The organism is Pseudarthrobacter sp. IC2-21, from assembly GCF_034048115.1.
GTDB classification, from domain to species: Bacteria; Actinomycetota; Actinomycetes; order Actinomycetales; family Micrococcaceae; genus Arthrobacter; species Arthrobacter naphthalenicus.
This window is the reverse complement of sequence record NZ_CP139145.1, coordinates 3,282,092-3,302,994: the sequence shown is the minus strand read 5'-3', so window position 1 is coordinate 3,302,994 and position 20,903 is coordinate 3,282,092. Positions and strand designations below refer to the sequence as shown.

Genomic DNA, 20,903 nt, shown 5'->3' with positions numbered 1-20,903 from the left:
CGCCCGATAATTAGGGATTATTGGGCGTGAAGTGACCCCGCGTTGGTGGCTGTTGGCCGGGCACGAGTGATCAGCGCGTGCACGAGCAGGGCGGCGAACACGGCCGCGCAGAGCAGCGCCCCGATTTCGAGTGTGGCACTGATCCCGAGGCCCGTGGGGTGCAGGTCCGGCGACATGTTGGCCGCGAGCACCGCGCCGGAGACGGCGGTGCCGAACGAGCTCCCCACGGTCCGCAGGACCTGGTTGAAGCTCACGGAACTGCCCAGCTCCTCGCTGGCCACGCTGCGGGCGATCAGCGCAGGCATGGCGGCGTACGCGGCACCCATGCCCAGGCCCAGCGCCAGCATCCCGGCCAGGATCTCCCACAGCTGGGTGTGCGCGAACCAGAGCAGCATCCCGGCGGCCGCGATGATCCCGGCGCCGATCGGCAGCAGCGTGGTCAGCCGGACCCGGTGCGCGAGCCGGCGGACCAGGCGGTTGGCGGTGAAGCTTCCCACCGAGAGCGGGAACATCACAAAGCCGGCCCAGAACACCGGCAGGGCGATGCCGTAGCCTGTGGAGGCCGGGGCCTGGGCTATCAGGCTTGAAATCGAGAGGCCGATGTACATGGCGGCGCCCAGCCCGATCGCTGTGCTGTTGGCCAGCAGCACTTCCCCGTTCCGGAGGACCCGGAGGTTGATCAGCGGGTTGGTGCTGCGAAGTTCGGCCCGGACCCACGCCGCGAGCAGGACGGCTGCCACCACGAAGGCGCCGACGGTCAAGGGCGAGGCCCAGCCCCAGTTGGGCCCTTCGCTGATGCCCAGAAGCAGCACGCCCAAGCCAAGGCCCAGCAGCACCGCGCCGGTGTAGTCGAAGGGCAGCCGAGGGGCGTTTTCATCCGGTCCGGCCGGCACCACGCGGAAGACCACGATGATGGCCGTGACCACAAACAGGGCGGCGAACCAGAACGCGAACCGGAAGTCGAACGTTCCGGCGATGATTCCCGTCAGCGGGTACCCGATTCCCAGGCCGGTGGCCACGGTGACTGAGAGGCTGGAGATGGCGAACCGGACCTTGCTGACGGCCACGTACCGGCGGGCCAAGGCGATGGTCACCGGAACAATCCCGTAGGTGAGGCCCTGGAGTGCGCGGCCCACCAGGAACACGGTGAAGTTGGGGGCCAGCGCGGCGATGACGGAGCCCGCGAGGATGATCAGCAGCGCCCACAGCAGCAGTTTCTTCTTGTGCGGCCCGTCGCTGAGCCGACCCATTACCGGGGTTGCCACCGCCCCCACGAGCAGGTTGATGGTCAGCATCCACTGTGCCGTGCCCACGGACACGTCCATTTCGCGGGAGATGGTGGGCACCAGCAGCATGCCCAGTGAGCTCACAATGGCAGTGGAGAGCGCGGCGTAGACCAGGGCCGGGACCAGGGGAGAGCGTGTTTCAGTCATCGGCCGGCTCCGTTCCGAGCTTCCGGAGGGCGGGGATGGCCGCCGCCAAGGACGTGCGCTCGTCCGGGCTCAGCCGCTCCGCCACGGCCCGGTCCAGCCAGCCCTGCCCGGCCGAGGATTCAAGGGCGAGCTTCTGCCTGCCCGCCGGAGTGATCTCGATCCACACCCGGCGCCGGTCCTCGGCGTCCGGTGCCCGCTCCACAAGCCCCAGCCCGAGGAGTTCACGCACAGCAAGCGAAATGCCCTGCGGGCTGACCCGGACCACCACGGCGAGTTCCGACGTCGTGGCCCTCCCGCGCTCCGCAAGATGACGAAGCACGCCGATCTTGCCCGGCGAGATGGTCCGTTCGGCGTTGAGCTGCCGGAGCAGGGGGTGCAGGGCTTCGAACAGGGAATGGGTGAGGGCTTGGTCAGTCGCTTGGTCGCCGGTCATCCCTCAATTGTACAAGCAGATTGATCAAGTTGCTTGAATACTTTCGATGAGCTTGCTCATGGCCCCTTGGCAGTGGGAATTAGGCCGTGCCCTCCCGGAAGGACGCGATCATCTCCTGGACCCTCCGGTGCTCCTCGGACGCCGCATAGGCCCGGGCGTCGGCGAGCGTGCTGAAGTCCCGGGTGGCCGTGAACAGAACGGTCCGGTAGGTGATGCCGTTGGAGGCCAGCACCCCGGTTTCCGCCAGGCCCAGCCCGTACATCAGCCGTGGCACCAGCGCGGCAGGCGGCGGCCCCGAGTCCATGCTCAGGGACGTGACCACCTTGACGTTGTCCGCCCACTGGTTCTCCGTGCGGTCCGCCGGGAAATCCGTCAGGTCCAGCGCCATGGAACGCACCACAAACGCGCCGGACTTCGAGAGCGGCGCCACCCCGGCCATATCACCGAGGTGAACAGCGGGGCGTTCCACGCACGGGCACTCCGCACCCCAGGCCACCAGGATGGTCAGGGACGCCATGACCGTTCCGTCCGGGGCCAGCGCCGAGACCGCCCCGGAGCCGGGCGGCCCGCCCGTGGCGGCGTCCTGCACCGTCCAGCCGGTGGGGTGGTCGAACGTGTACTTCACGTCCTCCGAGGTCCCCGAAAAACTGGAAAGCCCGACGGCGGTGCTGCCGCCGTCGGGCGTTGCGCCGGAGCCGGGGGACGCGGCGACCGGGTCCGCGGACGCCGGGCCGGACGGGACGGGGCTGCCGCAGGAAGCGAGGGCGAAGACCACGGACAGCGCGGCGGGGAGGAGCCTCAGACGCGACGGATGGTGCCTGGACAAGGGAACCTCCTCGGGTCGGCGCATCGTGTCGCCCATCGGATCGTGGGAAGCATCGCAAATAAACAGGGCGTCCTGCCCCTGATTGCACATGACCTCAGGGGCAGGAGCGTCCATTTATCTATGTTTAACTATGTTTCGGCCGTCCTCTTCGACGTTTCAGCAGTCCTCTTCGACCCTTCAGTGGGGCTTGTCTCGTCGCCCGCCCGGCCTGGAGGCGGAGGTTCCTGCAGCCTGGCCCGCGCATGGATGACGTCGCCGATAAACCAGTCGTAGATCAGCACGCCGATCGCTCCGCCGATCAGCGGTCCGACGATCGGGACCCAGAAATACCAACTGAAGGCCCCCTCCACAGTGCCCGGCATCGCTGTTTGCCCCCATCCGGCCAGCCAGGCGAACAGCCGCGGGCCGAAGTCACGCGCGGGGTTGATGGCGTAGCCGGCGTTGGCGCCGATCGACATACCGATCGCCGCCACGGCCAGCCCGATCATGAACGGCCCCAGATTCGACTGGACGGCCGTGTTGCGCATGTCGATGATGGCGACCACGAACATGAGCAGGAACGCTGTGCCAACGATCTGGTCAACCAGCGGGCCCACCGGGTTTCCGTTGAAATAGGGTGCCGGGAAGGTGGCGAAAATGGAGTACGTGGCAAGCCCCTTCGGGTCCGTGCGCCCGGTGCCAACGGCCTTGTTGTAGGCGTCAATGGCGTCGTGATAGAGCAGGTAGACCATCGCGGCCCCGGCGAAGGCGCCCAGAATCTGAGCCACGATGTAGGGGCCCACTTTGCTCCAGGCAAATTTGCGCCGGATCGCGAACGCCACGGTCACGGCCGGATTGATGTGCGCGCCGCTGACGCCGCCGGCAACGTAGATTGCCATGGTCACCGCCAGGGCCCATCCCCACGTGATCAACAGCCAGTCCCCGGCGGCCATGAAAATGGTGGTTGGTGTGGCGGCCCGGCCGGATCCCGGCAGGCCGGCGACCGCCATCGCGACAACGCCGTCGCCGAAGCAGATCAGCACAAAGGTGCCGAGAAACTCTGCCAGAACTTCGCCCCAGGTGCCTCCCAACTGCTTGAGGCCGCTGCCGTTACGGACCGCATTTCTGAGTGGACTGATATCGCTCATCGCCTATACCTCCTTGTATAAACTGCTCTGCGTGTGCGAATTGACATTCCAGCACTCTCATGCTACGCCGATAGTGTCCGGAGGCAACGGTCTAAAGGCCTACTTCTCACGGACCCGGCTTCGAGGCACGCCCAGCTGCCTCGGACCCCGGCCGGCTAATCGCCGGTCTGGCCGCGGATCCCGCCGGGGAGAAGCGTCCACGCTAGGCACACATTGCGCCGCAACGACGCAGAGTTCGTTTGGGGAAAGGCACGATCATGAACGAGAACAGCGGCTTCGAAGACACCACGGATGCGGCAGGCCCGGAAAAGAAGTCGGAAGAGCCTGACCTGCGGGGCCGCTACGTTGAAGGAAATTTTGGCAAGGCCGGTGTGGAGCGCGGCCGCCATGCAGAGGACGAGGAAGGCCAGTACATCGAAGGGGATTACGGTGACGCCGGCAGCGAAGGCGGACTGCCCGAACCGCTGGGGAACAAGGCCAGGGAATCGGGACGCTACGTGAAGGCCGACTACGGCGATGCCGGGACCACGCCTGGCCGGACCGCCGAAACCGAAATCGGCCGGTATCCGGAAGGGGACTACGGCGCCGGCGGGACCGTTGATCCCGTCCGCAAGCCGGGTGGCGGGGCGGAGACCGAGAAACGGGCCGGTTGACCCGTAGTCCGAACCGCCGGGGAGACGTCCGCCGGCCAGTCCTGGAACCGCAGTCAGGGGACGACGCATTCCAGTGGATGCCGGATTGCGCCGCCGGGTTTAGCCTTGTTCTACCGGTGATGGATCCCGCCGGGACCGGCGCAGACGTGCCAGTTCGGACCGCCAGGGTGGCTGATGGGTCCTGTATGAGTGAATGGCAGGTTGTCCGCTATGACGGGACAACGCAACGGCGCCGGCGCTGCCGGGACGCCGCAACGCGACAGGCTTACCGGCCCGTTGGTTCCTCTGGGCCCGTTGGAACTCTCCGTGGAGGAGGTGCGCCTGCTGTGGTCCTTTGTTCATGGGGACATCATGGACGCGGGCATGCGTCGGTTGCTGCGCAGCTCTCTGGGGTTGTGTCCCCGTCACACCTGGGCCTACGCCGTCGTTGAGGTGGAGCTGTGGCAGGTCGGCGCAGGCTCCCGGGGAGGCCACCAGCCGTTCGACGTGACGATCCTCTATGAAGACCTTCTGGAGCACGTGGCCGACGGGTTGGACCGGAAGCGTTCCCTGCTGCGCCCGCATCCGGACGACGTCCTTGTTCCGGTGGGGCCGTGCAGGATCTGCCTGGATACGGGCTTGCCCCACGTGCCTGGGCTGAGGATGGGTTACGCGAACTCCAACACCGAAGCCCTCACCGCCGAAGCGAACACCCTGATCCACACCACCACCTGGTGCCTGGAGACGGTGGGCTTATGGCGCGACAGGGTCTGCCCGGACTGCGATCCCGGGGTTCACGGCGCCGGGGATCCGTCGCTGCGGTGCCGCTTCCACCTGAGCCAACACCGTCCCCTGCCGGAGGACCTCCGGCAGCGGGTCGCGTCCCGGCTGCGGGAGATACGGGCCAGGATGAGGCACCTCACCAATTCCATGACGGATTACGGCGCCTCCGTGGGGGCCGCGGAGGACACCTCCTGGATTGAGGCAATGGGGTTCTTCGCCGGGTGGGGTCTTCCCTTGTACTTGGCCACCACCGTTGAGTCCTCCTGGCCCGAGCCGGAGGGCCGGGCCAGCGGGATAGGGGACTGACCTTTTTGCGACAGGCGGCGACAGGAGCTGCTTGGGGCCAGGCGCCCCGAGCTACGTGTGGCCGACCGCTGCGAGCCTCCCGCTGGCCATGACCCCTCCTATCGCGATGGCCGAGCATACCGCCATGGAGACGGCCATGGGGACGGCGCTGTGCTCCCCGGCGATGCCTGTCAGCGGCGACACCAGGCCGCCGATGAGGAACTGGATCAGGCCCAGCACGGCCGATCCGGCGCCTGCCCGGCCCGGCACCCGCCCCTGGGCCAGAGCCGTGGCGTTGCCCATGATGAATCCCACGCAGGCCTGCGTGAGGAACAGGTGCAGCAGCGTGCTCCAACCGGTGATTCCGCCCAGGACCAACCCCATGCCGGCCACGTTGATGGCGAACATCGCCACCACGGCGGCGCGGAGGATCACCGCCGGCTCCACCCGGTCCACCAGTCTGGTGTTGATGAGCGACGCGACGATCATGCCGCCGGCGTTGACGGCGAAGATCACCGAATATCCCAGCGCGGAGAAGCCCAGCACGTTCTGCACCACAAACGATGAGGCGGAAATGTAGGAGAACAGGGCGCCAAAGGTGAACCCGAACGTCATGGCGTAGGCCATGAAGGACGGCGTGGTGAGCACGGCCCAGGACCCGCCGGCCACCGCCTTCAGGCCGCCCCGGTGCCGCAGGTGGCGGGGAAGCGTTTCCGGTACCACCAGCACCGAACACGCCAGCATCAGCGCCCCGAAACCGGCCAGTGCCCAGAACGCCGCCTGCCAGGGCGCCACGGTGGCGATCACGCCGCCGAGCAGGGGCGCCACCACCGGTGCGAGGGCCGAGATGGTGGCCAGCAGCGAGAACAGCTTGGCGGCCTGCCGCCCGGAGGCCATGTCCGAGACCGCGGCCCGGGCAATCACCACGCCGGCCGCCCCGGAAACGCCCTGCAGCACGCGGAGCCCCAGCACCAGCTCGATGCTGGGGGCCAGGGCGATCGCCACGGAAGCCAGGAGGAACACCACATTGCCGGCCACCATCAGCCGGTGCCGGCCCAGGACATCCGAAATGGGCCCCAGCAGGAACTGGCCCACGGCCATGCCCACCATGTAGCTGGTCAGCGTGAGCTGGATAACGGACGCCGGCGTCGCGAAGAACTCGCCCATCCGCGGCATCGAAGCCAGGTACATATCCGAGGCCATGGGGCTGACGGCGCTAAGGATGGCCAATGCCACCACGAGCACCATCCGGTCCTTGCTGCCGGAAAGTTTCAGCCGGGACCGGAAGCTGTCATCGGGGAGGGGCGAGTCCATGGAAATCCTTCGGCACGGCGGCGGCTGGCTGCTGTTACAAACGGGCAGGGTGTGCCTGCCGATTCTATTTACCGCCGGGCGGATCGGAGGCACCCAAGGTAACAGTCGCCGTCGGGCGCGTCACCCCGAAATTGGGGTATCGACAAACCCTGCCATCGGGAGGAAGCTGGGCCTACCCCCGGAGCGCCGTCCATGAACGCACTTTGAGGGGTTCCCATAAAAGGCGCCGCCACGGTAAGGGGCCCGAATTGGAGGCGGGACCGTTATCCAGGCGGCCGGCATTGAGGTTCGCACTCATGAGAAAACTGCTTGTTTTGCTGACCGGACTGGCTCTGATCCTGACGCTCGGCGGCTTCGCCCGGGCCGACGGATTCGATCGCGGGCTGGTGACCGTCACCTTCGATGACGGCTGGACCAGCCAACACACAAACGCCCTGCCCATCCTGGACAAATACGGGATCCCGGCCACCATGTACATCATCTCCGGATCCATCAACAATCAGCCCGCGTACATGACCCAGGCGCAAATTCAGGACTTCGCAAACCGGGGCCACGACATCGAATCGCACTCGGTGACCCACCCCCACCTGCGCGAGCTTTCCGCCGCCCAGCTGAATGTGGAGCTGACGCAAAGCCAGGCCACGCTGCGGCAGCTGTTCGGGGCAAAAGCCGCCACGGACTTCGCCTCGCCCTACGCCGAATACAACGACGCGGTGGTGGCTGCGATCAAACGCGTTTACAGAACCCACCGGGCCTTCGACGATGACGGCACCGACAACTCCGGCTTCAACACCCGCGCGAACTACAACCCCTACAACCTGAGGGTGAAGTTTGTGGAATCCACCACCAGCACGGCCACCGTGCAGGGCTGGATCAACACCGCCAAGGCGGACCATGCGTGGCTGATCCTGGCCTACCACGAGATCGGCGAGAACATTGGCGGCGATACCTACCACACCGATACCGCCGCGCTGGATGCCGAGATGCGGGCCGTGAAGGACAGCGGACTGGGCGTTGTCACCATCTCCCAGGGCGCCGCCGAAATTGCGGCCCAGGCGGCCGGGAACTAGCAGCCGGCAGGGTCCCGGGTTCCGGGACCCTGACGGGAGCATGGACGGGTGGATGGACGGGAGCCGAAGCGGCCCTCCAAAGGTCAGTAACCTGTGTAATTTGTCAATGGTCATGACTTACGGCTAGCGTGGCCCGTGATCGCATGGGGGATCACTGCTAGACCGACGGAGGCCGCATTGGCTCTCATTGACTATGCCCTGGCGCTCTGCGCACTTTTGGGAACGTTGCTGATTCCTTTCTGTGCGCTGTACCAACTGCTCCGCCTCAAGCGGCGCGCACTACGGGTGACCGCTACGAGGAGTGACCGCAGCTAGCCATGCCTTACGTTGATATCAACCCGCACAAGGGCCGCCCCAAGTGGCAGGCCTACGCCGTCCTGGCCATACTCCTGGTGCTTACCGCCGGCGTTGTGGTGGCCGCCCTGACCCGCCACTGAGCTTGACTTCTCCCTCAGCGCCTAGACTGGTTGACTGAACAGTCCGTATAGTGCCGCAGAATATTGAGTCGAAGTCCTGGGGGACAGACATGCCCGATCCGGCGGATCACAACGCACGTGCCACTGCAGAGGATGCAGGGCAGCCGCAACCCACCCGGCGACGCCGCGACCTCCGCCGCGCCGACGGAGTGCTTTCGGATGCCCAGACAGGAACCATGCCAGCCGTAACTCCCGAGCCTTCCACCAGCCCCGACGCCGGCACTCCGGTACCGCGCCGCAGCTCCTGGGCGGAGGCCGCCGCCGCCGCCGACCAGGCCAAACCCGCGGCCCACGCCCCGGCCCCCACCCGCCGGCCGGCCAAGCCCCCGGTCACCGCGCTGCCGCCAACCCCGCTGCCGCAGGTCCCGGAGCCGCAGCCCGCGCAGCCGGCCTTCGAGGACTTCAGCACCACCGCAGAGCCGCACGACGGCGGGGAAGCCGCGCCGCCGTCGTCGTCCGCGTCCGGGACGCAGCCGGATGAGACGCCCGCGTTCCGCCGGATCCGCCCCACCGCGGCGGACGTGATCGCCGAGAGCCCGATGCCTGACTTCATCAGCTCCCCGGGCCTGTTCGTGAAGGAGCAGAAGCCGCGTCCCGTGGGCGGTTTCCGCGGCGCCATCTACGCGATGACCGGCGGTGCCTGGAACCTGGGGCCCAGCGCCAAGCAGCGGGACGAGGACGAGCTGGCCCGGCGCATTTCCCGGCAGCTGCAGGGCAGTTACAACACCGCCGTGCTGAGCCTCAAGGGCGGCATCGGCAAGACCTCCACCACCGTGGGCGTGGGCCTGACCCTGGCCGAATTCCGCGGCGACGCGCCCTGCGCCATCGACGCCAACCCGGACTCGGGCGACTTGGTGGAGCGCGCCCTGGGCGAGGGGATCTACCAGCAGTCCAGCCCGCGCACCATCACGGACCTGCTCAAGAACATTGAATCCGTGGACTCGCTCACCGCCCTGGCCCGGTACATGCACCACGCCGGCCGGCTGCACCTGATCGCGGGGGAGCAGGACCCGGAGGTCTCGGATTCGCTGACGGCGGCCGAGTACCTGCGGATCCGCAAGCTGATCTCCAACTACTACTCCGTGGCCCTGACCGACTGCGGCACCGGGGTCACGCACAATGCGATGAGCGGGATCCTTCAGTCCGCCGACAACCTGGTGATCGCGGCCGGGTACGCGGTTTCCGGTGCGAAGCGGGCCCGCAGCACCCTGCACTGGCTGGCAAGCCACGGGTACGAGGACCTGGCCCGGAACGCGATTGTGGTCATCACGGACAAGGACGAGGTCTCCTCCCGCGTGGACAAGGACGCCATTGAGGAACACCTCGCCGGCATCTGCCGCCAGCTGATCGCTGTCCCGCACGACCGTGGCGTGGCTGACGGCGACCTGGTCACCCTGGACGTGCTGAAACCGGACACCCGGCGGGCGTACAAGGAGATCGCGGCGGCCATCGTGGACGGCTACCGCTAACTTTTTCCCCGCCCTTCCCAACTAGGTAGCGCTATCTGTCGTTTTGAGGGCTCATAACGACAGATAGCGCTACCTAGATGGGGGCGTACTGAGATGAGGGGCGAGAGTGCCGCTACCCGTCTATTCGGATACGGCCGCACTCCCAGCCTGTGGAAAGCAAAGAAGTCTGTGGCTGGCACACCGGCCCGATTGGTGGGCGCTGCGGTGCCGTGCCTTTTAATGCCTTAGGCGGCGACGAGATGGCGCGCTGCAGCCGGTTCCCGGCGCGGTGCCAGGACGCTGATGGTGCAGGGTGCCTGCTGAGGGTCGATCCTGACCGGCAGTTGATGGGTGTTCGAAGCGGTGTGGAGCATTTCCAAGGCTTCGTGGTCCACCCGCGCGCGGCTGAGGTCCAGCTCCAGGTCCAGGCCCTCCCTTAAGGAGTTGGCCCGCTTAACTACTACATACAGTGCGTTCACGCTGTGGATGGTGATATGCCCCTTTGCAATCACCAGAGCCTTGGCATGGTCGAGATCTACACGGACAACGATGTTGAGCTTGGAGTTCAAGTTGTAAAGCCTTTCCCCGGCATTGGCTGCGACGCTGCAGCTTCTTGCTAAGGCCCGTTTGCTGGAGCCTTGTCCAGAGTAAGGGGCGAATGTGATGCACGCAACAGTTACGAATTTATTACACCAATTAGGGCTTGCCAGCGTCTGAATCGGGAGACGACACGCCGGTCATCTTGCTCCTGGGTACCTTCAGTCACGGCAGGCATCACCGGTAACGCGAAGGTTTTCACCGGCCACGCGGGAAAGTTTTCACCCGCACGCGGAAGGGCGCCGCTCCGCGTGCGGGAGTGGCGCCCTTCCTGAAAAGCGAAATCAGTCCTTCTTGAACGCGTCCTTGACCTTCTCGCCGGCCTGCTTCAGGTCCGACTTGCTCTGATCGACCTTTCCCTCGGCTTCCAGGCTCTCATCGCCGGTCGCCTTGCCGGCGGCTTCCTTGCCCTTGCCGCCCAGTTTCTCGGCGGCGTTTCCGATCTTGTCATCCAAACCCATGGTGTTTCTCCCTACGGTCTGACGCTGCCGGCGGTCTGCCGACAGGTTACGTTTTCATCTTAACCACAGGACCATTTCCCGTCCTAGACCCCTGGCGCCCCGGGATGTCCTTGAGGCCATTGCCGTGCCCCGCGGACTGCCCTAGCCTGTGGGGAGCCGGGCCAATCATTGCCCGCACAACTGGGGAGGGTGCTTTGTGGCTGAAATCAACGCAGTACTGTCAAGGCTGACGGCGGAGGAACTGGACGAGATCAAGGCTCTGGGGCCGAAGGGGCGCCTGGGCCGGCACCTCGTGGAGGCGTTGGACCGCGCGGCCGGGGGCCCCGAAGCGGCACGGGGGCTTTACGTGCTGGACGGTTCCGTCAACAGCAACGGCGGCCAGTTCCACATTCTCCGCGACGACGTCAGCGAGCGGCTATTCCCCTCCGGGGCCGATCCGCGCTGATCCCGCAGGCGAGTTCCCGCTGATCCCGCGGGCGAGTTCCTAGGAAGCGTTCAGGTCGGTCTCCAGCCAGTCACTGAACGTTTGGCGGCCGACGGCGGCCCCCGCCTCCGGGACCAGGCTTCCGTCGCGCATCGCCCGCCACAGCGGCCCGGGGGCGGTGAACTCAATGACGCGCCGCTTCCGGCCCTGCTTCTGCGCGACCGCCCGGACCAGCTCAGCCAGTTGTTTGCGTTCCGGGCCGCCAAGGTCTGCAATCCGGCCCCGGGGCCCCGCCTCCGCGGCCTCAACCAGCGCCTCGGCTACCTCGCGAGCGGCCACGGGCTGGGTGACCATCCGGGGGACCAGTACCAGCGGGCCCACCGAACTGCGCCGCAGCATCTGCCCCGCGAACTCATGGAACTGCGTGGCCCGCAGGATGGTCCACGGCACGTCCGACTTGCTGACCAATGTCTCCTGGGCCAGCTTCCCGGCGTAGTAGCCGGCCGCAGCCTTTTCCGTCCCCACGATGGAGAGGGCCACGTGGTGCCGCACTCCGGCCGCCTTCTCCTGCCGCAGCAGGTTGCCGGTGACGGTGGTGAAAAACTCCACGGACTTCTTCCCGTTCAGTGTTGAGGTGTTGGCGACATCGATCACCGCGTCCACGCCGTTGAGCGCTTGGGCCAACCCGTCGCCGCTGACCAGGTCCACGCCTGCGGCGCGCGAGAGGCTGACCACGTGATGTCCCCGGGCCCGGGCGATGCTGACCACATGACGTCCGACCGTTCCGGTGCCGCCCGCAACTGCAATGTTCATGCTCCGAATCCTAGAGCAACGGTCCCGGGAGCGGGGTTCCTGCACGGCGCCCGACGTTGGGGGCGTGCGGACGGATCCGTCCGACACAATGCGTAGAGATGTTGCGCCCGTCACGCACTGATGCCTAGCCTGAAGATGGCTGCTGAAGCGCGGCTACTGGCCGCCGAGTCGCGGCCTCCCGGGCTGCAGCGTCGCAGCCACGCAAGGAAGGCGCCGGGCCTTGACCGAAAAGCTCAGCATTCTTGTCCGCGTAGACCTCGACCACGCCAAAGCCCGGGTCCTCGCCAAGGGCCACATCACCGTTCACAGCATCCAGGCTCTCTACGTCGTGGTGAAGCGAGCCAACGCCCTCAGGCACAACCTCGTCCTCGAACTGGACGTGCGCCATGCCCGGGTTGATCCAGAAGCCCTGCGCCTGCTGGAGACCTGCTGCGAAACGCGTCAACTCCCGGTCAGGATCGATCCGCAGCAGAGTCCGTGCACGCTGAGCATGCTGCCGCCGCGGCACGCTGTTCACGCAGCGCACCATGCGCCTGCCCGCGTGGCCGCCTGAACCGAGCGGCAAACGGCAGGGCTGTCAACTGCAGAGCTTTAACTGCTGGGCTTCAACTGCCGGTGGAAATCCTGCCGGCCAGTTCGGCCGCCGGGGCGAGGACCCAGCGCTCGGTCTCGGGCTCGAAGCAGACCACCACGGAGGCGTCAGCCTCCCGCGCCTCGTCGAGGGCGAAGAGCAGCGCGTCTTCCAGATGCCGCGCATAATCCTGCCGCTGGGTGAACGAACCCGGCAGGCCGCCGTCGTCAATAATGACGTGCGCCTTGCCGTCCACAATGACTTTCAGCGCGTAACCCTGGTCGTCGTGGAGAGACCCCCGGGTGGACGCGATTTCGGTGACCTTGTCTGCCCGGACCAGGCTGTTGCCGATGGTACGGATCCACACTTCACCCATGAGTCCTCCTTGGCTGTGCGGGGCGCACGGCAGCACCCCACAAGGCAAAGATTAGTCCTCACGGGGCCGATTGTGACCCCTGAACTGGGCGGAATCTTCTCGCATAAGATAAATCTGATGACTTCGCCTGGAACCCCGCCGCCGTTCAACTTCCGAAGCATCGCCATCCCCGCATTCGGGCCTGCGTTGCTGTTCTGCATCGGCGAAGGCGCGGTGCTCCCGGTGGTGGTCCTCTCCGCCCGGGACCTCGGCGCTTCGGTTGCGGTTTCCGCGCTGATCGTGACGCTCATCGGGCTCGGTTCGTGGTTCTTCAACCTGCCCGCCTCCCTCATCACGCTCAAGTTCGGCGAACGCTGGTCCATCGTGGGGGCCGCCGCCGTGGGTGCGCTTGCACTCGCCGCGGCCGCGGTGTCCTCCCTGGTCCCCAACGGACTTGTGCTGCTTGCGGTGGCGATGACCGTTGTGGGCATGGCCGCCAGCGTCTTCAGCCTGGCCCGGCAGAAGTACCTCACCGAGGCCGTGCCCATCCAGTTCAGGGCCCGGGCGCTCTCGACCCTGGGCGGAGTCAGCCGGATCGGCGTTTTCGTGGGGCCGTTCATTGGTGCCGGCGTGATGCAGTTCGCGGGGATCGCGGGCGCCTACTGGGTGGGTGTGGTGGGGATGGCCGCGGCCGCCGTCCTGGCCGTCACGATTCCGGATCTCGTGGTTCCGGCAGCGCCCGACGGCGGTCACAGGACTCCCGAGCCCACGCTGCGGAATGTGGCGGTCTCGCATGCCGGCGTGTTCCTGACGCTGGGGGTGGGGATCCTGCTCCTCAGCGCGCTGCGTGCGTCCCGCCAGGTGGTGATCCCGCTGTGGGCCGAGCATCTGGGGATGGACCCGGCCCAGGCGTCCGTGATCTACGGGCTGTCCGGCGCGATCGACATGCTGGTGTTCTATCCCGCCGGCAAGGTGATGGACCGGCGCGGCAGGCTGTTTGTGGCCATCCCCTCCACCATCATCATGGCCATTGCCATGCTGCTGATTCCGCTGACCGCCTCCTTTGCGGGGCTGCTGCTGGCGTCCCTGCTGATCGGCCTTGGCAACGGCATCAGCTCCGGGCTCATCATGACCCTCGGCGCGGACTTCTCGCCCGACCGCGGCCGTGGCCAGTTCCTGGGCCTGTGGCGTTTCATTGCCGACGCCGGATCGACCGGCGGCCCGGTCCTGCTGTCCGGCGTCACCGCGGTGGCTACCTTGGGTGCGGGTGTTTCGGCCACCGGCTTTTTGGGCTTCGCCGCAGCGGTTGTGTTTGCGGTGGCGCTGCCGAGGCTGAAACACCGGCGGAATTACTAAGTCTCCATTTTTGTCATTTCGATGGATTAGTTACCCGCCAGTAGAAGTCTGTCTATTGGAGAGAACCCGCAGGTCAGGCGCTCGTTTGATTCCCCAAGTTTTCTTGAGGAAACCTTGACAAATACGCCCAAACCTTGACAAATTCCGTCCCTAAATCCTGATTTTCGCCGTGCATTGTTGTTTTCAGCAAGACAACAACGAACGCAAAGTCTGAGGGGACAACATCATGAAGAACAGCACACTCATCAAGGGATCCGCAGCCATCGCCCTGGGCGCAGCACTGTTGCTGGGCGGCGGCGGAACGCTGGCCAACTGGAATGCTGAAGCCAGCACGGCACCGGGCACCATCGTCTCCGGCGACCTGGACGTCCAGACCGCTACCGGCACGTGGGCCGACCGCAATGGAACCACCATCCCGGACATCAAGGCCTACAAGGTGGTTCCGGGTGACAAGCTCACCTTCAAGCAGGACCTGACCGTCACGCTCCACGGCGACAAGATGGCCGCCAACGTCACTACCGCAGGCGTCACGCCCACCAACGGCTTCACCGCCACTAATGTTTCAGTTTCCCCGGTAGCACTCACCGTCGGATCAGCCGCACTTGCCAATCCTCTTGTAGCTGCCGCGGGCACCCAGACGGTCACTGCGACCGTTTCCTTCGAGTTCCTGTCCAGCACCACTGGCCGCACTGACGTGAACAAGTCTTACAACTTCAATGACGTTGCCTTCCAGTTGACGCAGGTCGCCAAGCCCTAGTCGGAGAAGGGCGGCTGGCTGCATGGCCGGCCGCCAATTCAGGACGGAAAAGACGGACCAGGATCAGGAGGAACGATGCGGCTCCCGCGGACGCTGCGGGCAGGGTTGCTCATTGCAGCGGCGGTGTTCCTAGGACTGCTGACGGTCCATGGCACCTACTCCCTGTGGAACGCCAGCACCTCCACCACCCCGGGCACGGTGTCCTCGGCGTCGTTCGATGTCAGCCTCACAGGAAGTCCCTCCGGGAACGTGACCACCATGACCGTTCCCGGAGGGGCCGCAACGATCAATCTCACCCAGTCCGCCACACTTGCCCCCGGAGCGTCGGCATATGCGAGCGTAGTGGCCGGCAACAATACCAATGCGGGTGGAACGTTCAACACCAGCATTACCGCTGAAAACCCCAGCTTGATGCCTGCCGGCTCCGGAACACTTTCGCAGTATCTGAAGGTCAACGGAAAATTCGCCCCAACGCCAGCCAGCTGCGGTACCACCGGGTACACAGAAATCACCACGGTGGCGGGTATGACGTCCGCCGCCGTCCCGAAAGGAACGGGTACCGTGCTCTGCCTTCAGGTCACACTTGATCCCGCCACTCCTCCCGCCATGAAAGGCAAAGCCGTGAATATCTCGTTGACGCTCACAGCGCGGCAGCTTTGTGGGGTGCCCAGTGGCTGCTGACCTGTCCTTCTTTCACCACGGCGGCTCCGCCCTTCGCCGCAACCGTTCGGCAGTTGCTGCTAATGCTGCTGCCACGCCAGTCCGCGGCAGCGTCTGGGCCACGGCGGGACGCATCTTGAATATGGCTGTCCTCATGATGGCCGTGTTCGCCGCGCTGGTGCTGATCGTTGTTCCCCGTGCCACTGGGTCGGAGGCGTTTACCGTTTTGACCAACTCCATGGCGCCGAAGTTCCCGCCGGGTACCTTTCTGGTGATGAAGCCGGTGGCGTTCGATGAACTCAAGTACGGCGACGTCGTCACCTTCCAGCTGCATTCCGCACGGCCCGAGGTGGAGACCCACCGCATCGTGGGATTCGCTGCAACCCAGGAAGGGGAGAAGACTCTCATTACCAAGGGTGATAACAACGGTGCCAATGATGCCGAACCCGTCCGTGAAATACAGGTCAAGGGCAAACTGTTCTACGCCGTCCCGTACGTCGGTTACGTAGCCAATGCTTTGGGTAACGCCGACCGCAACATGTGGACCACGCTCGCTGCAGCCGGCCTGATTGGATACGGCGGGCTGCTGGTCATCAAGGGCATCCGTGGCCGCGGGCGGTCATCCAACGATGCCGCGGGAGATGCCGCGTGAAAACGCCCCGCCGCATACCAGGACTCCTGCCCGCGATCGGGGCCTTTGTACTGACCGTGCTCCTGGGTGCGGGCGGGGCGTCGGCCTCGGCACTGTGGCAACAGTCGGCCACCGCCACCATGACGGTGACTGCCGACGGCACATGGCCAGGACAGCTCATCTGCTCCCGGGTTGATAGCGCCGACAAGTTCGTGGACCTCGCCTATGCCTTCTCCGGAACTCCCACTGCCCTGGCCCTTTCGGTCAAAAAAGCTGATGGCACCTACGGTGCCGGGACCGCTGTCACCCCCCTCAGCTCCACCGGAACCATCCAACTCCGGGGCGACTCGAGCCTTCTGACCGCGAGTGCCGGAATAAGCCCTGTCAGCGTCCGGCTGACAGCTTCATTTGCCAACCAGCCCCAGGCGCTGGCCGAGACCACCGTGCGCTTGGACATCGGAACGAGCAACGGCAAAATCTACTGTTCCTGAGCCCAACTCATCGTTCGCTGGTGGGCTGCCAGGTAGTCCACTACGTACTTGGCATCACGGCCCACGCCGCCAATCAGGCCGGACGTCAGCGCGTACTGGAACGGCATGCCCACGAAGTACAGTCCCGGCAGCTCCGGAACAACGCCCCGCTTCGTGGCAGGCCAGCCGTCTGCGTCCAGCGGGAGTCCCTCGATCCAGTCAAAAGCAGGCCGGTAGCCCGTGGCCCAGATGATGGTCCGGACGTCAGCCGGCACATCCCCGGACCCCTGGAGGCGGGGGAGACGGACCACCCCTGCCCGTTCCGCGTCCTTCACCGACACACGGATCAGCGGTGCACCTTGCTTGTGGAATCCCGCAGCCACTTTCCTGCCGGGCTTGGTATCCAGGGTGAGCAGCGAATTCACCAGGCGCCAGTACAACGGCCCGGCGAAGCGGAACACGGCATCCGGGATGTGGCGGGTGGGCTTTCCTGCGAGGTATACCGATCGTGCCGGCCTGCTCTGGGCAAGTTCCAGGGAGATTTCCACTCCCGACGTCCCGGCACCCACCACCATCACGGCACCGGCCGGGAGCTCCGACGGGCCGCGGTATTCATTGCTGTGCAGCTGATGGATCGAAGGATCCAGGGCCTGCCCGGCCGCGGGGACTAAAGGCGTCGAGTTGGCACCCGGCGTGGCGATGACACTGCGCGCCCGCAACTCCCCGGCGCTGGTCTGCAGTTCAAAGGCATCGTCCACACGGCGGACCGCCAGGACTCGCACGCCCGTCCGCACGGGCAATTCGAAGCGGGCCGCATACGCCGCCAGATAATCGGCGACGGCATCCTTCCCCGGAAAGCTGCCGCCCGCCGCCGGAAACTTCAGGCCGGGCAAAGCACAGTAACGTGCCGGCGTAAAGAGGCGCAGCGAATCCCACCGGTTCCGCCACACATCACCCACGCGGCCTGATTTCTCCAGAATGGTGAACTCCACGCCGGCCTCTTTCAGGAAGCGGCCCGCCGCCAGTCCAGCCTGGCCTGCCCCGATCACCACAACATCCAAAGTCTGGGAATCCATTGATGGCTCCTTCGCCAAACCCGGGGCACGTCCTGTCTGGATGCCCTGCGGATTTCATTAGAATAGCATTCCAGTGACTGGAGGGCTAGTCTATTTTCTATGACTGCAGCAGCCTCCGCTTCCCGCGCCCCGAGGACCAGCCGCCGGGCCGTGCAGGCCGCTGAAACCCGCGAGCTGATTGTTGCTGTGGCCGGGCGGCTCTTCGCCGAACAGGGGTACGTGCCCACCACCATCGAGGCCATCGCGTCGGAGAGCGGGGTGGCGCTGCAGACCGTCTACAACTCCGTCGGAAACAAGGCGGCGCTGCTCTCCGCGGTTCTGGACGCTGCCGCATCAGGCCCGCACTCGCCGTCGAACGTTCTGGAACTGATGCGGAAGCGGACCGCGGAAGCTGCCGACTTCGACGCCCTCATCGCCGTCCTTGCCGACTGGTTTGTGGAGGTCCACCGGCGCACCGGACCGGTGGTTGCGGTCATCGCGCAGGCGGCCGCCGTGGACCCCGCCGCGGAGAAGCTGCAGACCGCGCGGGCGCTGCAGCGGCTGGAGCGCTACGGGGAAGCGGCCGCCGCGGTCCGGGCGCGCGGCGGGCTCACGTCCGGAATGTCCGACGCCGATGCTGCCGCCGCCATCTGGTCCCTGGGGCACCCGCAGGCGTACCGCACCCTCGTGGGGGAGGCCGGCTGGTCCGTAAAGGCCTATCGTGACTGGCTGGTCCGCTCGCTGGGGGCCGCGCTCGCCTAACTGGCCGGCAGCGAAGGCGACAGTTAGCGCCCCGGCGCGTCCCGGCGTCGTGCGGCGTACGCGAACAGCGAGGTGGTGGCGACAGTTGCAAGATACCCGGCGATGACGATCAGTGCGATGCCGGCCCAGAAATAATTGGTGGTGCTGCCTTCCTGCAGCGGACCCGGGGCAATTTTAGCGAGCGAAAACACGGCCACGGCCGCCGAGGCCAGCCCGATCAGCACCGGCAGCTTCACCCAGATCCGCGCCGAACCAACATGCCTGCCGAAGCCGTCCCACACATTCCAGCTTCCGCCATGCCGGATGATCAGCCATCCGGCGGGGATCATGAACGCGCCCACCAGCAGGAAGGCCGCCACCACATCGGCCGGCCGGTGCCACTGGTTGAGCAGCGTGGACGCCCCGGAGGCGATCGCGAACGTGCCGCCGGCAAAACCAACGAACGGACGCCACCGCGGCGAGGACATCAGGAACACCGCCGCCGCAGCCGACGCCGCCAGCGTGGTGTGACCGGACGGCAGGGAATTCAGCTCCAGGGTCACCACGCCGGTGTCCGGCCGTGCCGGCAATAGATCCTTCAGGACCTGCGTGGCGATGTTCGCGCCGACGCACGCGGTAAGGGCAATCCCCGCGGCCACCCACCGCCGCCGGATCACCGTGACGAACAGAACCACGACGGCGGCCATCACCAGGGAGATGACGGGCAGCCAGTCCAGGAACCGGGTGGACGCCTTGCCCGCGGGTCCGTGGATGTCCACGGCCTCCACCAGGGCAGATTCGTCAATGAACTGGCCGGTGGTGGTCCGGACGAAGTAGTAGTACGTGGCGATCAGACCCACCACGCAGGCGAGCGTGGCGAAAAAGAACATAAAGCCGGAACCCGGGGCAGGGCGTGCGGGGGTGCTGATGCGCGCGGGCTTCGACAGGGTCATCACTTAAGCCTGTCACAGAATTCTGTGAGGACCCGACGAGCCCCTGGTACTGGTTTGCCCGGCCGGGCCTGGTCTCGGTCCGGTGCGCCGCGGGCCAAAAGCCCAAGTGGACCTCCACCATGTACACGCTGCTGTTCCTGCAATGGCTCGGGCTGGTGCCGGGACAGCCACCGTCCGTACGGGCTCCCGCCACGGTTCCTTCCACACGAGCATCAGCCTCCTGGACGGCCTGGCCGCGTACCAGGCGTCAGGCGGGAAATGTGATATCCGGGCCGCCGCCGGGCGCGGTCAGCAGTTTTTCCTCGACCACCAGCTGTTCCTCTCCCACCACACTGGAAAACCAGCGAATTCCGCCTTCCGCCGGTTTCCTTTCCCGCCGCAGTGGCACTTCGACATCGTCCGCGGCCTGGAGCACTTCCGCGCCCGGGATGCCGCCCGTGACCCCCGGCTGGGCCGGGGCCGTGGCTGTGCTGGAGGAAACCCGGTCGGCCGCCGTGACGTGGTCCGCGTATCGCGGCTATCCGGGGCGGGAGTGGTTCGCCCTCGACGTCCCGGGAGAGCCCAGTCGGTGGGCAACCCTGCGCTGCAGCCGGATCCTCGCCTGGTGGTACGGCTGAATTCCACACGGAACGCGGGGTCACTCCCCGCTCAATAATCGACGTTTATCGGGCGGAAAGTGACCCCGCGTTGGTTTGTGGGGGTGACGCTGACGTGTCAGGCGGGGGCCTGCGCCGCCAGCTCCTCAATGATCTCGAACTGCTCGCGCACCCCGCCGTCCATGCCGGACTGGGCAATCATGTCCCGGACTTCCCTGCTGCCCGCATCGGTGCGGATCCGCACGACGGTGGCGCCGCCGTCGGCCGCTTCAAAGGTGACCGTATTCAGGACGGCGCCGTCCTCGCTGTCCGGCGCCGTGCCCGGCAGTTCCATTACCTCGGTGTGGACGATCCGTTCGTTCGGGACGATCTCACGGTAGATGCCGTGAAAGGCCACCTCGAACCCGCCGTGCGCCACCATCACGTACCGCCAGGCCCCGCCCACGCGGAAGTCCATGTCCGCCACGGTCATCTCGCCGCGCCGGCCCGGCCACCATCGCCGGACCAGGCCAGGGGTGGTCCAGGCCCGGTAGACGAGGTGCCGGGGCGCGCTGACTGTGCGGGTGATCAGGATTTCCGTGTCGCTGGGGAACGTCACGTCCATGGTGCTGCTGGCCTGTGCCATTGCCGTACTCC

The 20,903-nt window shown here is 66.1% G+C and carries 26 protein-coding genes; 13 read left to right on the top strand and 13 right to left on the bottom strand.

Annotated features, from left to right (window positions below):
* Positions 1 to 17: 17 nt before the first annotated feature.
* The 4 genes from SBP01_RS15205 to SBP01_RS15190 all read right to left on the bottom strand — a co-directional run bounded on the left by SBP01_RS15205 (position 18) and on the right by SBP01_RS15190 (position 3,819).
* Positions 18 to 1,433 carry an MFS transporter gene (locus SBP01_RS15205; RefSeq protein ID WP_320536327.1) on the bottom strand — a complete coding sequence of 472 codons (1,416 nt, stop codon included), beginning with the start codon at positions 1,431 to 1,433 and terminating at the stop codon, positions 18 to 20.
* Positions 1,426 to 1,866 carry a MarR family winged helix-turn-helix transcriptional regulator gene (locus SBP01_RS15200; RefSeq protein ID WP_275213437.1) on the bottom strand — a complete coding sequence of 147 codons (441 nt, stop codon included), beginning with the start codon at positions 1,864 to 1,866 and terminating at the stop codon, positions 1,426 to 1,428. Before SBP01_RS15200 ends, SBP01_RS15205 begins: the two co-directional genes overlap by 8 nt.
* Positions 1,867 to 1,945: 79 nt before the next feature.
* A complete protein-coding gene (locus tag SBP01_RS15195) occupies positions 1,946 to 2,806 on the bottom strand; it encodes a hypothetical protein (protein WP_320536326.1) in 861 nt (286 codons plus the stop codon).
* Between the two features lie 14 nt (positions 2,807 to 2,820).
* On the bottom strand, positions 2,821 to 3,819 hold the full coding sequence (locus SBP01_RS15190; RefSeq protein ID WP_320536325.1) for an MIP/aquaporin family protein: 999 nt from the start codon (positions 3,817 to 3,819) through the stop codon (positions 2,821 to 2,823).
* Positions 3,820 to 4,076: 257 nt separating this feature from the next.
* Here SBP01_RS15190 and SBP01_RS15185 point away from each other — a divergent pair, with 257 nt between their 5' ends.
* A complete protein-coding gene (locus SBP01_RS15185) occupies positions 4,077 to 4,472 on the top strand; it encodes a hypothetical protein (protein WP_320536324.1) in 396 nt (131 codons plus the stop codon).
* A 210-nt stretch (positions 4,473 to 4,682) separates the two neighbouring features.
* Positions 4,683 to 5,540 (top strand): hypothetical protein, encoded by an 858-nt coding sequence (locus tag SBP01_RS15180; RefSeq protein ID WP_320536323.1) that lies wholly within the window; start codon positions 4,683 to 4,685, stop codon positions 5,538 to 5,540.
* Positions 5,541 to 5,591: 51 nt separating this feature from the next.
* Here SBP01_RS15180 and SBP01_RS15175 read toward each other — a convergent pair whose 3' ends face one another.
* Positions 5,592 to 6,833 carry a multidrug effflux MFS transporter gene (locus SBP01_RS15175; protein WP_320536322.1) on the bottom strand — a complete coding sequence of 414 codons (1,242 nt, stop codon included), beginning with the start codon at positions 6,831 to 6,833 and terminating at the stop codon, positions 5,592 to 5,594.
* 296 nt (positions 6,834 to 7,129) lie between these two features.
* On the opposite strand from SBP01_RS15175, the gene SBP01_RS15170 reads away from it, so the two are divergent.
* Together SBP01_RS15170 and SBP01_RS15165 are read left to right on the top strand one after the other, a co-directional pair.
* Positions 7,130 to 7,903: a polysaccharide deacetylase family protein gene (locus SBP01_RS15170; protein WP_320536321.1), complete on the top strand. Its 774-nt coding sequence runs from the start codon at positions 7,130 to 7,132 to the stop codon at positions 7,901 to 7,903.
* Between the two features lie 526 nt (positions 7,904 to 8,429).
* Positions 8,430 to 9,848 carry a MinD/ParA family protein gene (locus SBP01_RS15165; RefSeq protein ID WP_320538366.1) on the top strand — a complete coding sequence of 473 codons (1,419 nt, stop codon included), beginning with the start codon at positions 8,430 to 8,432 and terminating at the stop codon, positions 9,846 to 9,848.
* A gap of 224 nt (positions 9,849 to 10,072) precedes the next feature.
* On the opposite strand, the gene SBP01_RS15160 is transcribed toward SBP01_RS15165, so the two are convergent.
* The gene (locus SBP01_RS15160) at positions 10,073 to 10,396 is read right to left on the bottom strand and encodes a hypothetical protein (RefSeq protein ID WP_275213447.1); all 324 of its coding nucleotides are present in this window, start codon (positions 10,394 to 10,396) and stop codon (positions 10,073 to 10,075) included.
* A 312-nt stretch (positions 10,397 to 10,708) separates the two neighbouring features.
* On the bottom strand, positions 10,709 to 10,885 hold the full coding sequence (locus tag SBP01_RS15155; RefSeq protein ID WP_275213448.1) for a CsbD family protein: 177 nt from the start codon (positions 10,883 to 10,885) through the stop codon (positions 10,709 to 10,711).
* 196 nt (positions 10,886 to 11,081) lie between these two features.
* On the opposite strand from SBP01_RS15155, the gene SBP01_RS15150 reads away from it, so the two are divergent.
* Positions 11,082 to 11,330 (top strand): hypothetical protein, encoded by a 249-nt coding sequence (locus SBP01_RS15150; RefSeq protein ID WP_275213450.1) that lies wholly within the window; start codon positions 11,082 to 11,084, stop codon positions 11,328 to 11,330.
* Positions 11,331 to 11,369: 39 nt separating this feature from the next.
* Here SBP01_RS15150 and SBP01_RS15145 read toward each other — a convergent pair whose 3' ends face one another.
* Positions 11,370 to 12,122 (bottom strand): SDR family oxidoreductase, encoded by a 753-nt coding sequence (locus SBP01_RS15145; RefSeq protein WP_320536320.1) that lies wholly within the window; start codon positions 12,120 to 12,122, stop codon positions 11,370 to 11,372.
* A gap of 220 nt (positions 12,123 to 12,342) precedes the next feature.
* Between SBP01_RS15145 and SBP01_RS15140 the strand changes: the two genes are divergently transcribed.
* Entirely contained in the window at positions 12,343 to 12,675 is a 333-nt protein-coding gene (locus tag SBP01_RS15140; protein ID WP_320536319.1) for a hypothetical protein, read from the top strand.
* Between the two features lie 52 nt (positions 12,676 to 12,727).
* On the opposite strand, the gene SBP01_RS15135 is transcribed toward SBP01_RS15140, so the two are convergent.
* Complete coding sequence (locus SBP01_RS15135; RefSeq protein ID WP_275213453.1) at positions 12,728 to 13,069, bottom strand: hypothetical protein; 342 nt, start codon at positions 13,067 to 13,069, stop codon at positions 12,728 to 12,730.
* Positions 13,070 to 13,186: 117 nt separating this feature from the next.
* Between SBP01_RS15135 and SBP01_RS15130 the strand changes: the two genes are divergently transcribed.
* From SBP01_RS15130 to SBP01_RS15110, 5 genes are all read left to right on the top strand, one after another.
* Positions 13,187 to 14,404 (top strand): MFS transporter, encoded by a 1,218-nt coding sequence (locus SBP01_RS15130; protein WP_320536318.1) that lies wholly within the window; start codon positions 13,187 to 13,189, stop codon positions 14,402 to 14,404.
* 226 nt (positions 14,405 to 14,630) lie between these two features.
* A complete protein-coding gene (locus SBP01_RS15125; RefSeq protein WP_320536317.1) occupies positions 14,631 to 15,161 on the top strand; it encodes an alternate-type signal peptide domain-containing protein in 531 nt (176 codons plus the stop codon).
* A 75-nt stretch (positions 15,162 to 15,236) separates the two neighbouring features.
* Positions 15,237 to 15,842 carry a hypothetical protein gene (locus SBP01_RS15120; protein ID WP_320536316.1) on the top strand — a complete coding sequence of 202 codons (606 nt, stop codon included), beginning with the start codon at positions 15,237 to 15,239 and terminating at the stop codon, positions 15,840 to 15,842.
* Positions 15,832 to 16,473, top strand: coding sequence for a signal peptidase I (locus tag SBP01_RS15115; protein WP_320536315.1), 642 nt, complete (start codon positions 15,832 to 15,834; stop codon positions 16,471 to 16,473). Before SBP01_RS15120 ends, SBP01_RS15115 begins: the two co-directional genes overlap by 11 nt.
* A complete protein-coding gene (locus SBP01_RS15110) occupies positions 16,470 to 16,943 on the top strand; it encodes a hypothetical protein (protein WP_320536314.1) in 474 nt (157 codons plus the stop codon). The genes SBP01_RS15115 and SBP01_RS15110 overlap by 4 nt, the downstream gene beginning before the upstream one ends.
* On the opposite strand, the gene SBP01_RS15105 is transcribed toward SBP01_RS15110, so the two are convergent.
* Positions 16,931 to 17,998 (bottom strand): NAD(P)/FAD-dependent oxidoreductase, encoded by a 1,068-nt coding sequence (locus tag SBP01_RS15105; protein WP_320536313.1) that lies wholly within the window; start codon positions 17,996 to 17,998, stop codon positions 16,931 to 16,933. The two genes, SBP01_RS15110 and SBP01_RS15105, sit on opposite strands and share 13 nt — an antisense overlap.
* 99 nt (positions 17,999 to 18,097) lie before the next feature.
* On the opposite strand from SBP01_RS15105, the gene SBP01_RS15100 reads away from it, so the two are divergent.
* On the top strand, positions 18,098 to 18,739 hold the full coding sequence (locus SBP01_RS15100) for a helix-turn-helix domain-containing protein (protein WP_320536312.1): 642 nt from the start codon (positions 18,098 to 18,100) through the stop codon (positions 18,737 to 18,739).
* Between the two features lie 23 nt (positions 18,740 to 18,762).
* On the opposite strand, the gene SBP01_RS15095 is transcribed toward SBP01_RS15100, so the two are convergent.
* Both SBP01_RS15095 and SBP01_RS15090 read right to left on the bottom strand, forming a co-directional pair.
* Positions 18,763 to 19,671: a phosphatase PAP2 family protein gene (locus SBP01_RS15095; protein WP_320536311.1), complete on the bottom strand. Its 909-nt coding sequence runs from the start codon at positions 19,669 to 19,671 to the stop codon at positions 18,763 to 18,765.
* Positions 19,672 to 19,918: 247 nt separating this feature from the next.
* A complete protein-coding gene (locus SBP01_RS15090) occupies positions 19,919 to 20,086 on the bottom strand; it encodes a hypothetical protein (protein ID WP_320536310.1) in 168 nt (55 codons plus the stop codon).
* Between the two features lie 22 nt (positions 20,087 to 20,108).
* Here SBP01_RS15090 and SBP01_RS15085 point away from each other — a divergent pair, with 22 nt between their 5' ends.
* A complete protein-coding gene (locus tag SBP01_RS15085; protein WP_320536309.1) occupies positions 20,109 to 20,288 on the top strand; it encodes a hypothetical protein in 180 nt (59 codons plus the stop codon).
* A 97-nt stretch (positions 20,289 to 20,385) separates the two neighbouring features.
* On the opposite strand, the gene SBP01_RS15080 is transcribed toward SBP01_RS15085, so the two are convergent.
* Positions 20,386 to 20,892, bottom strand: coding sequence for an SRPBCC family protein (locus SBP01_RS15080; protein ID WP_320536308.1), 507 nt, complete (start codon positions 20,890 to 20,892; stop codon positions 20,386 to 20,388).
* Between the last annotated feature and the right edge of the window lie 11 nt (positions 20,893 to 20,903).

Excerpts from the sequence above, each read along its gene's own strand:
- SBP01_RS15120 (WP_320536316.1), top strand. The coding sequence starts at position 15,237 with ATGCGGCTCCCGCGGACGCTGCGGGCAGGGTTGCTCATTGCAGCGGCG.
- SBP01_RS15185 (WP_320536324.1), top strand. The coding sequence starts at position 4,077 with ATGAACGAGAACAGCGGCTTCGAAGACACCACGGATGCGGCAGGCCCG.
- SBP01_RS15125 (WP_320536317.1), top strand. The coding sequence starts at position 14,631 with ATGAAGAACAGCACACTCATCAAGGGATCCGCAGCCATCGCCCTGGGC.
- SBP01_RS15100 (WP_320536312.1), top strand. The coding sequence starts at position 18,098 with ATGACTGCAGCAGCCTCCGCTTCCCGCGCCCCGAGGACCAGCCGCCGG.
- SBP01_RS15095 (WP_320536311.1), bottom strand. The coding sequence starts at position 19,671 with ATGACCCTGTCGAAGCCCGCGCGCATCAGCACCCCCGCACGCCCTGCC.
- SBP01_RS15165 (WP_320538366.1), top strand. The coding sequence starts at position 8,430 with ATGCCCGATCCGGCGGATCACAACGCACGTGCCACTGCAGAGGATGCA.
- SBP01_RS15105 (WP_320536313.1), bottom strand. The coding sequence starts at position 17,998 with ATGGATTCCCAGACTTTGGATGTTGTGGTGATCGGGGCAGGCCAGGCT.
- SBP01_RS15205 (WP_320536327.1), bottom strand. The coding sequence starts at position 1,433 with ATGACTGAAACACGCTCTCCCCTGGTCCCGGCCCTGGTCTACGCCGCG.
- SBP01_RS15145 (WP_320536320.1), bottom strand. The coding sequence starts at position 12,122 with ATGAACATTGCAGTTGCGGGCGGCACCGGAACGGTCGGACGTCATGTG.
- SBP01_RS15080 (WP_320536308.1), bottom strand. The coding sequence starts at position 20,892 with ATGGCACAGGCCAGCAGCACCATGGACGTGACGTTCCCCAGCGACACG.
- SBP01_RS15190 (WP_320536325.1), bottom strand. The coding sequence starts at position 3,819 with ATGAGCGATATCAGTCCACTCAGAAATGCGGTCCGTAACGGCAGCGGC.
- SBP01_RS15175 (WP_320536322.1), bottom strand. The coding sequence starts at position 6,833 with ATGGACTCGCCCCTCCCCGATGACAGCTTCCGGTCCCGGCTGAAACTT.
- SBP01_RS15180 (WP_320536323.1), top strand. The coding sequence starts at position 4,683 with ATGACGGGACAACGCAACGGCGCCGGCGCTGCCGGGACGCCGCAACGC.
- SBP01_RS15200 (WP_275213437.1), bottom strand. The coding sequence starts at position 1,866 with ATGACCGGCGACCAAGCGACTGACCAAGCCCTCACCCATTCCCTGTTC.
- SBP01_RS15195 (WP_320536326.1), bottom strand. The coding sequence starts at position 2,806 with ATGGACGCTCCTGCCCCTGAGGTCATGTGCAATCAGGGGCAGGACGCC.
- SBP01_RS15155 (WP_275213448.1), bottom strand. The coding sequence starts at position 10,885 with ATGGGTTTGGATGACAAGATCGGAAACGCCGCCGAGAAACTGGGCGGC.
- SBP01_RS15130 (WP_320536318.1), top strand. The coding sequence starts at position 13,187 with ATGACTTCGCCTGGAACCCCGCCGCCGTTCAACTTCCGAAGCATCGCC.
- SBP01_RS15170 (WP_320536321.1), top strand. The coding sequence starts at position 7,130 with ATGAGAAAACTGCTTGTTTTGCTGACCGGACTGGCTCTGATCCTGACG.
- SBP01_RS15135 (WP_275213453.1), bottom strand. The coding sequence starts at position 13,069 with ATGGGTGAAGTGTGGATCCGTACCATCGGCAACAGCCTGGTCCGGGCA.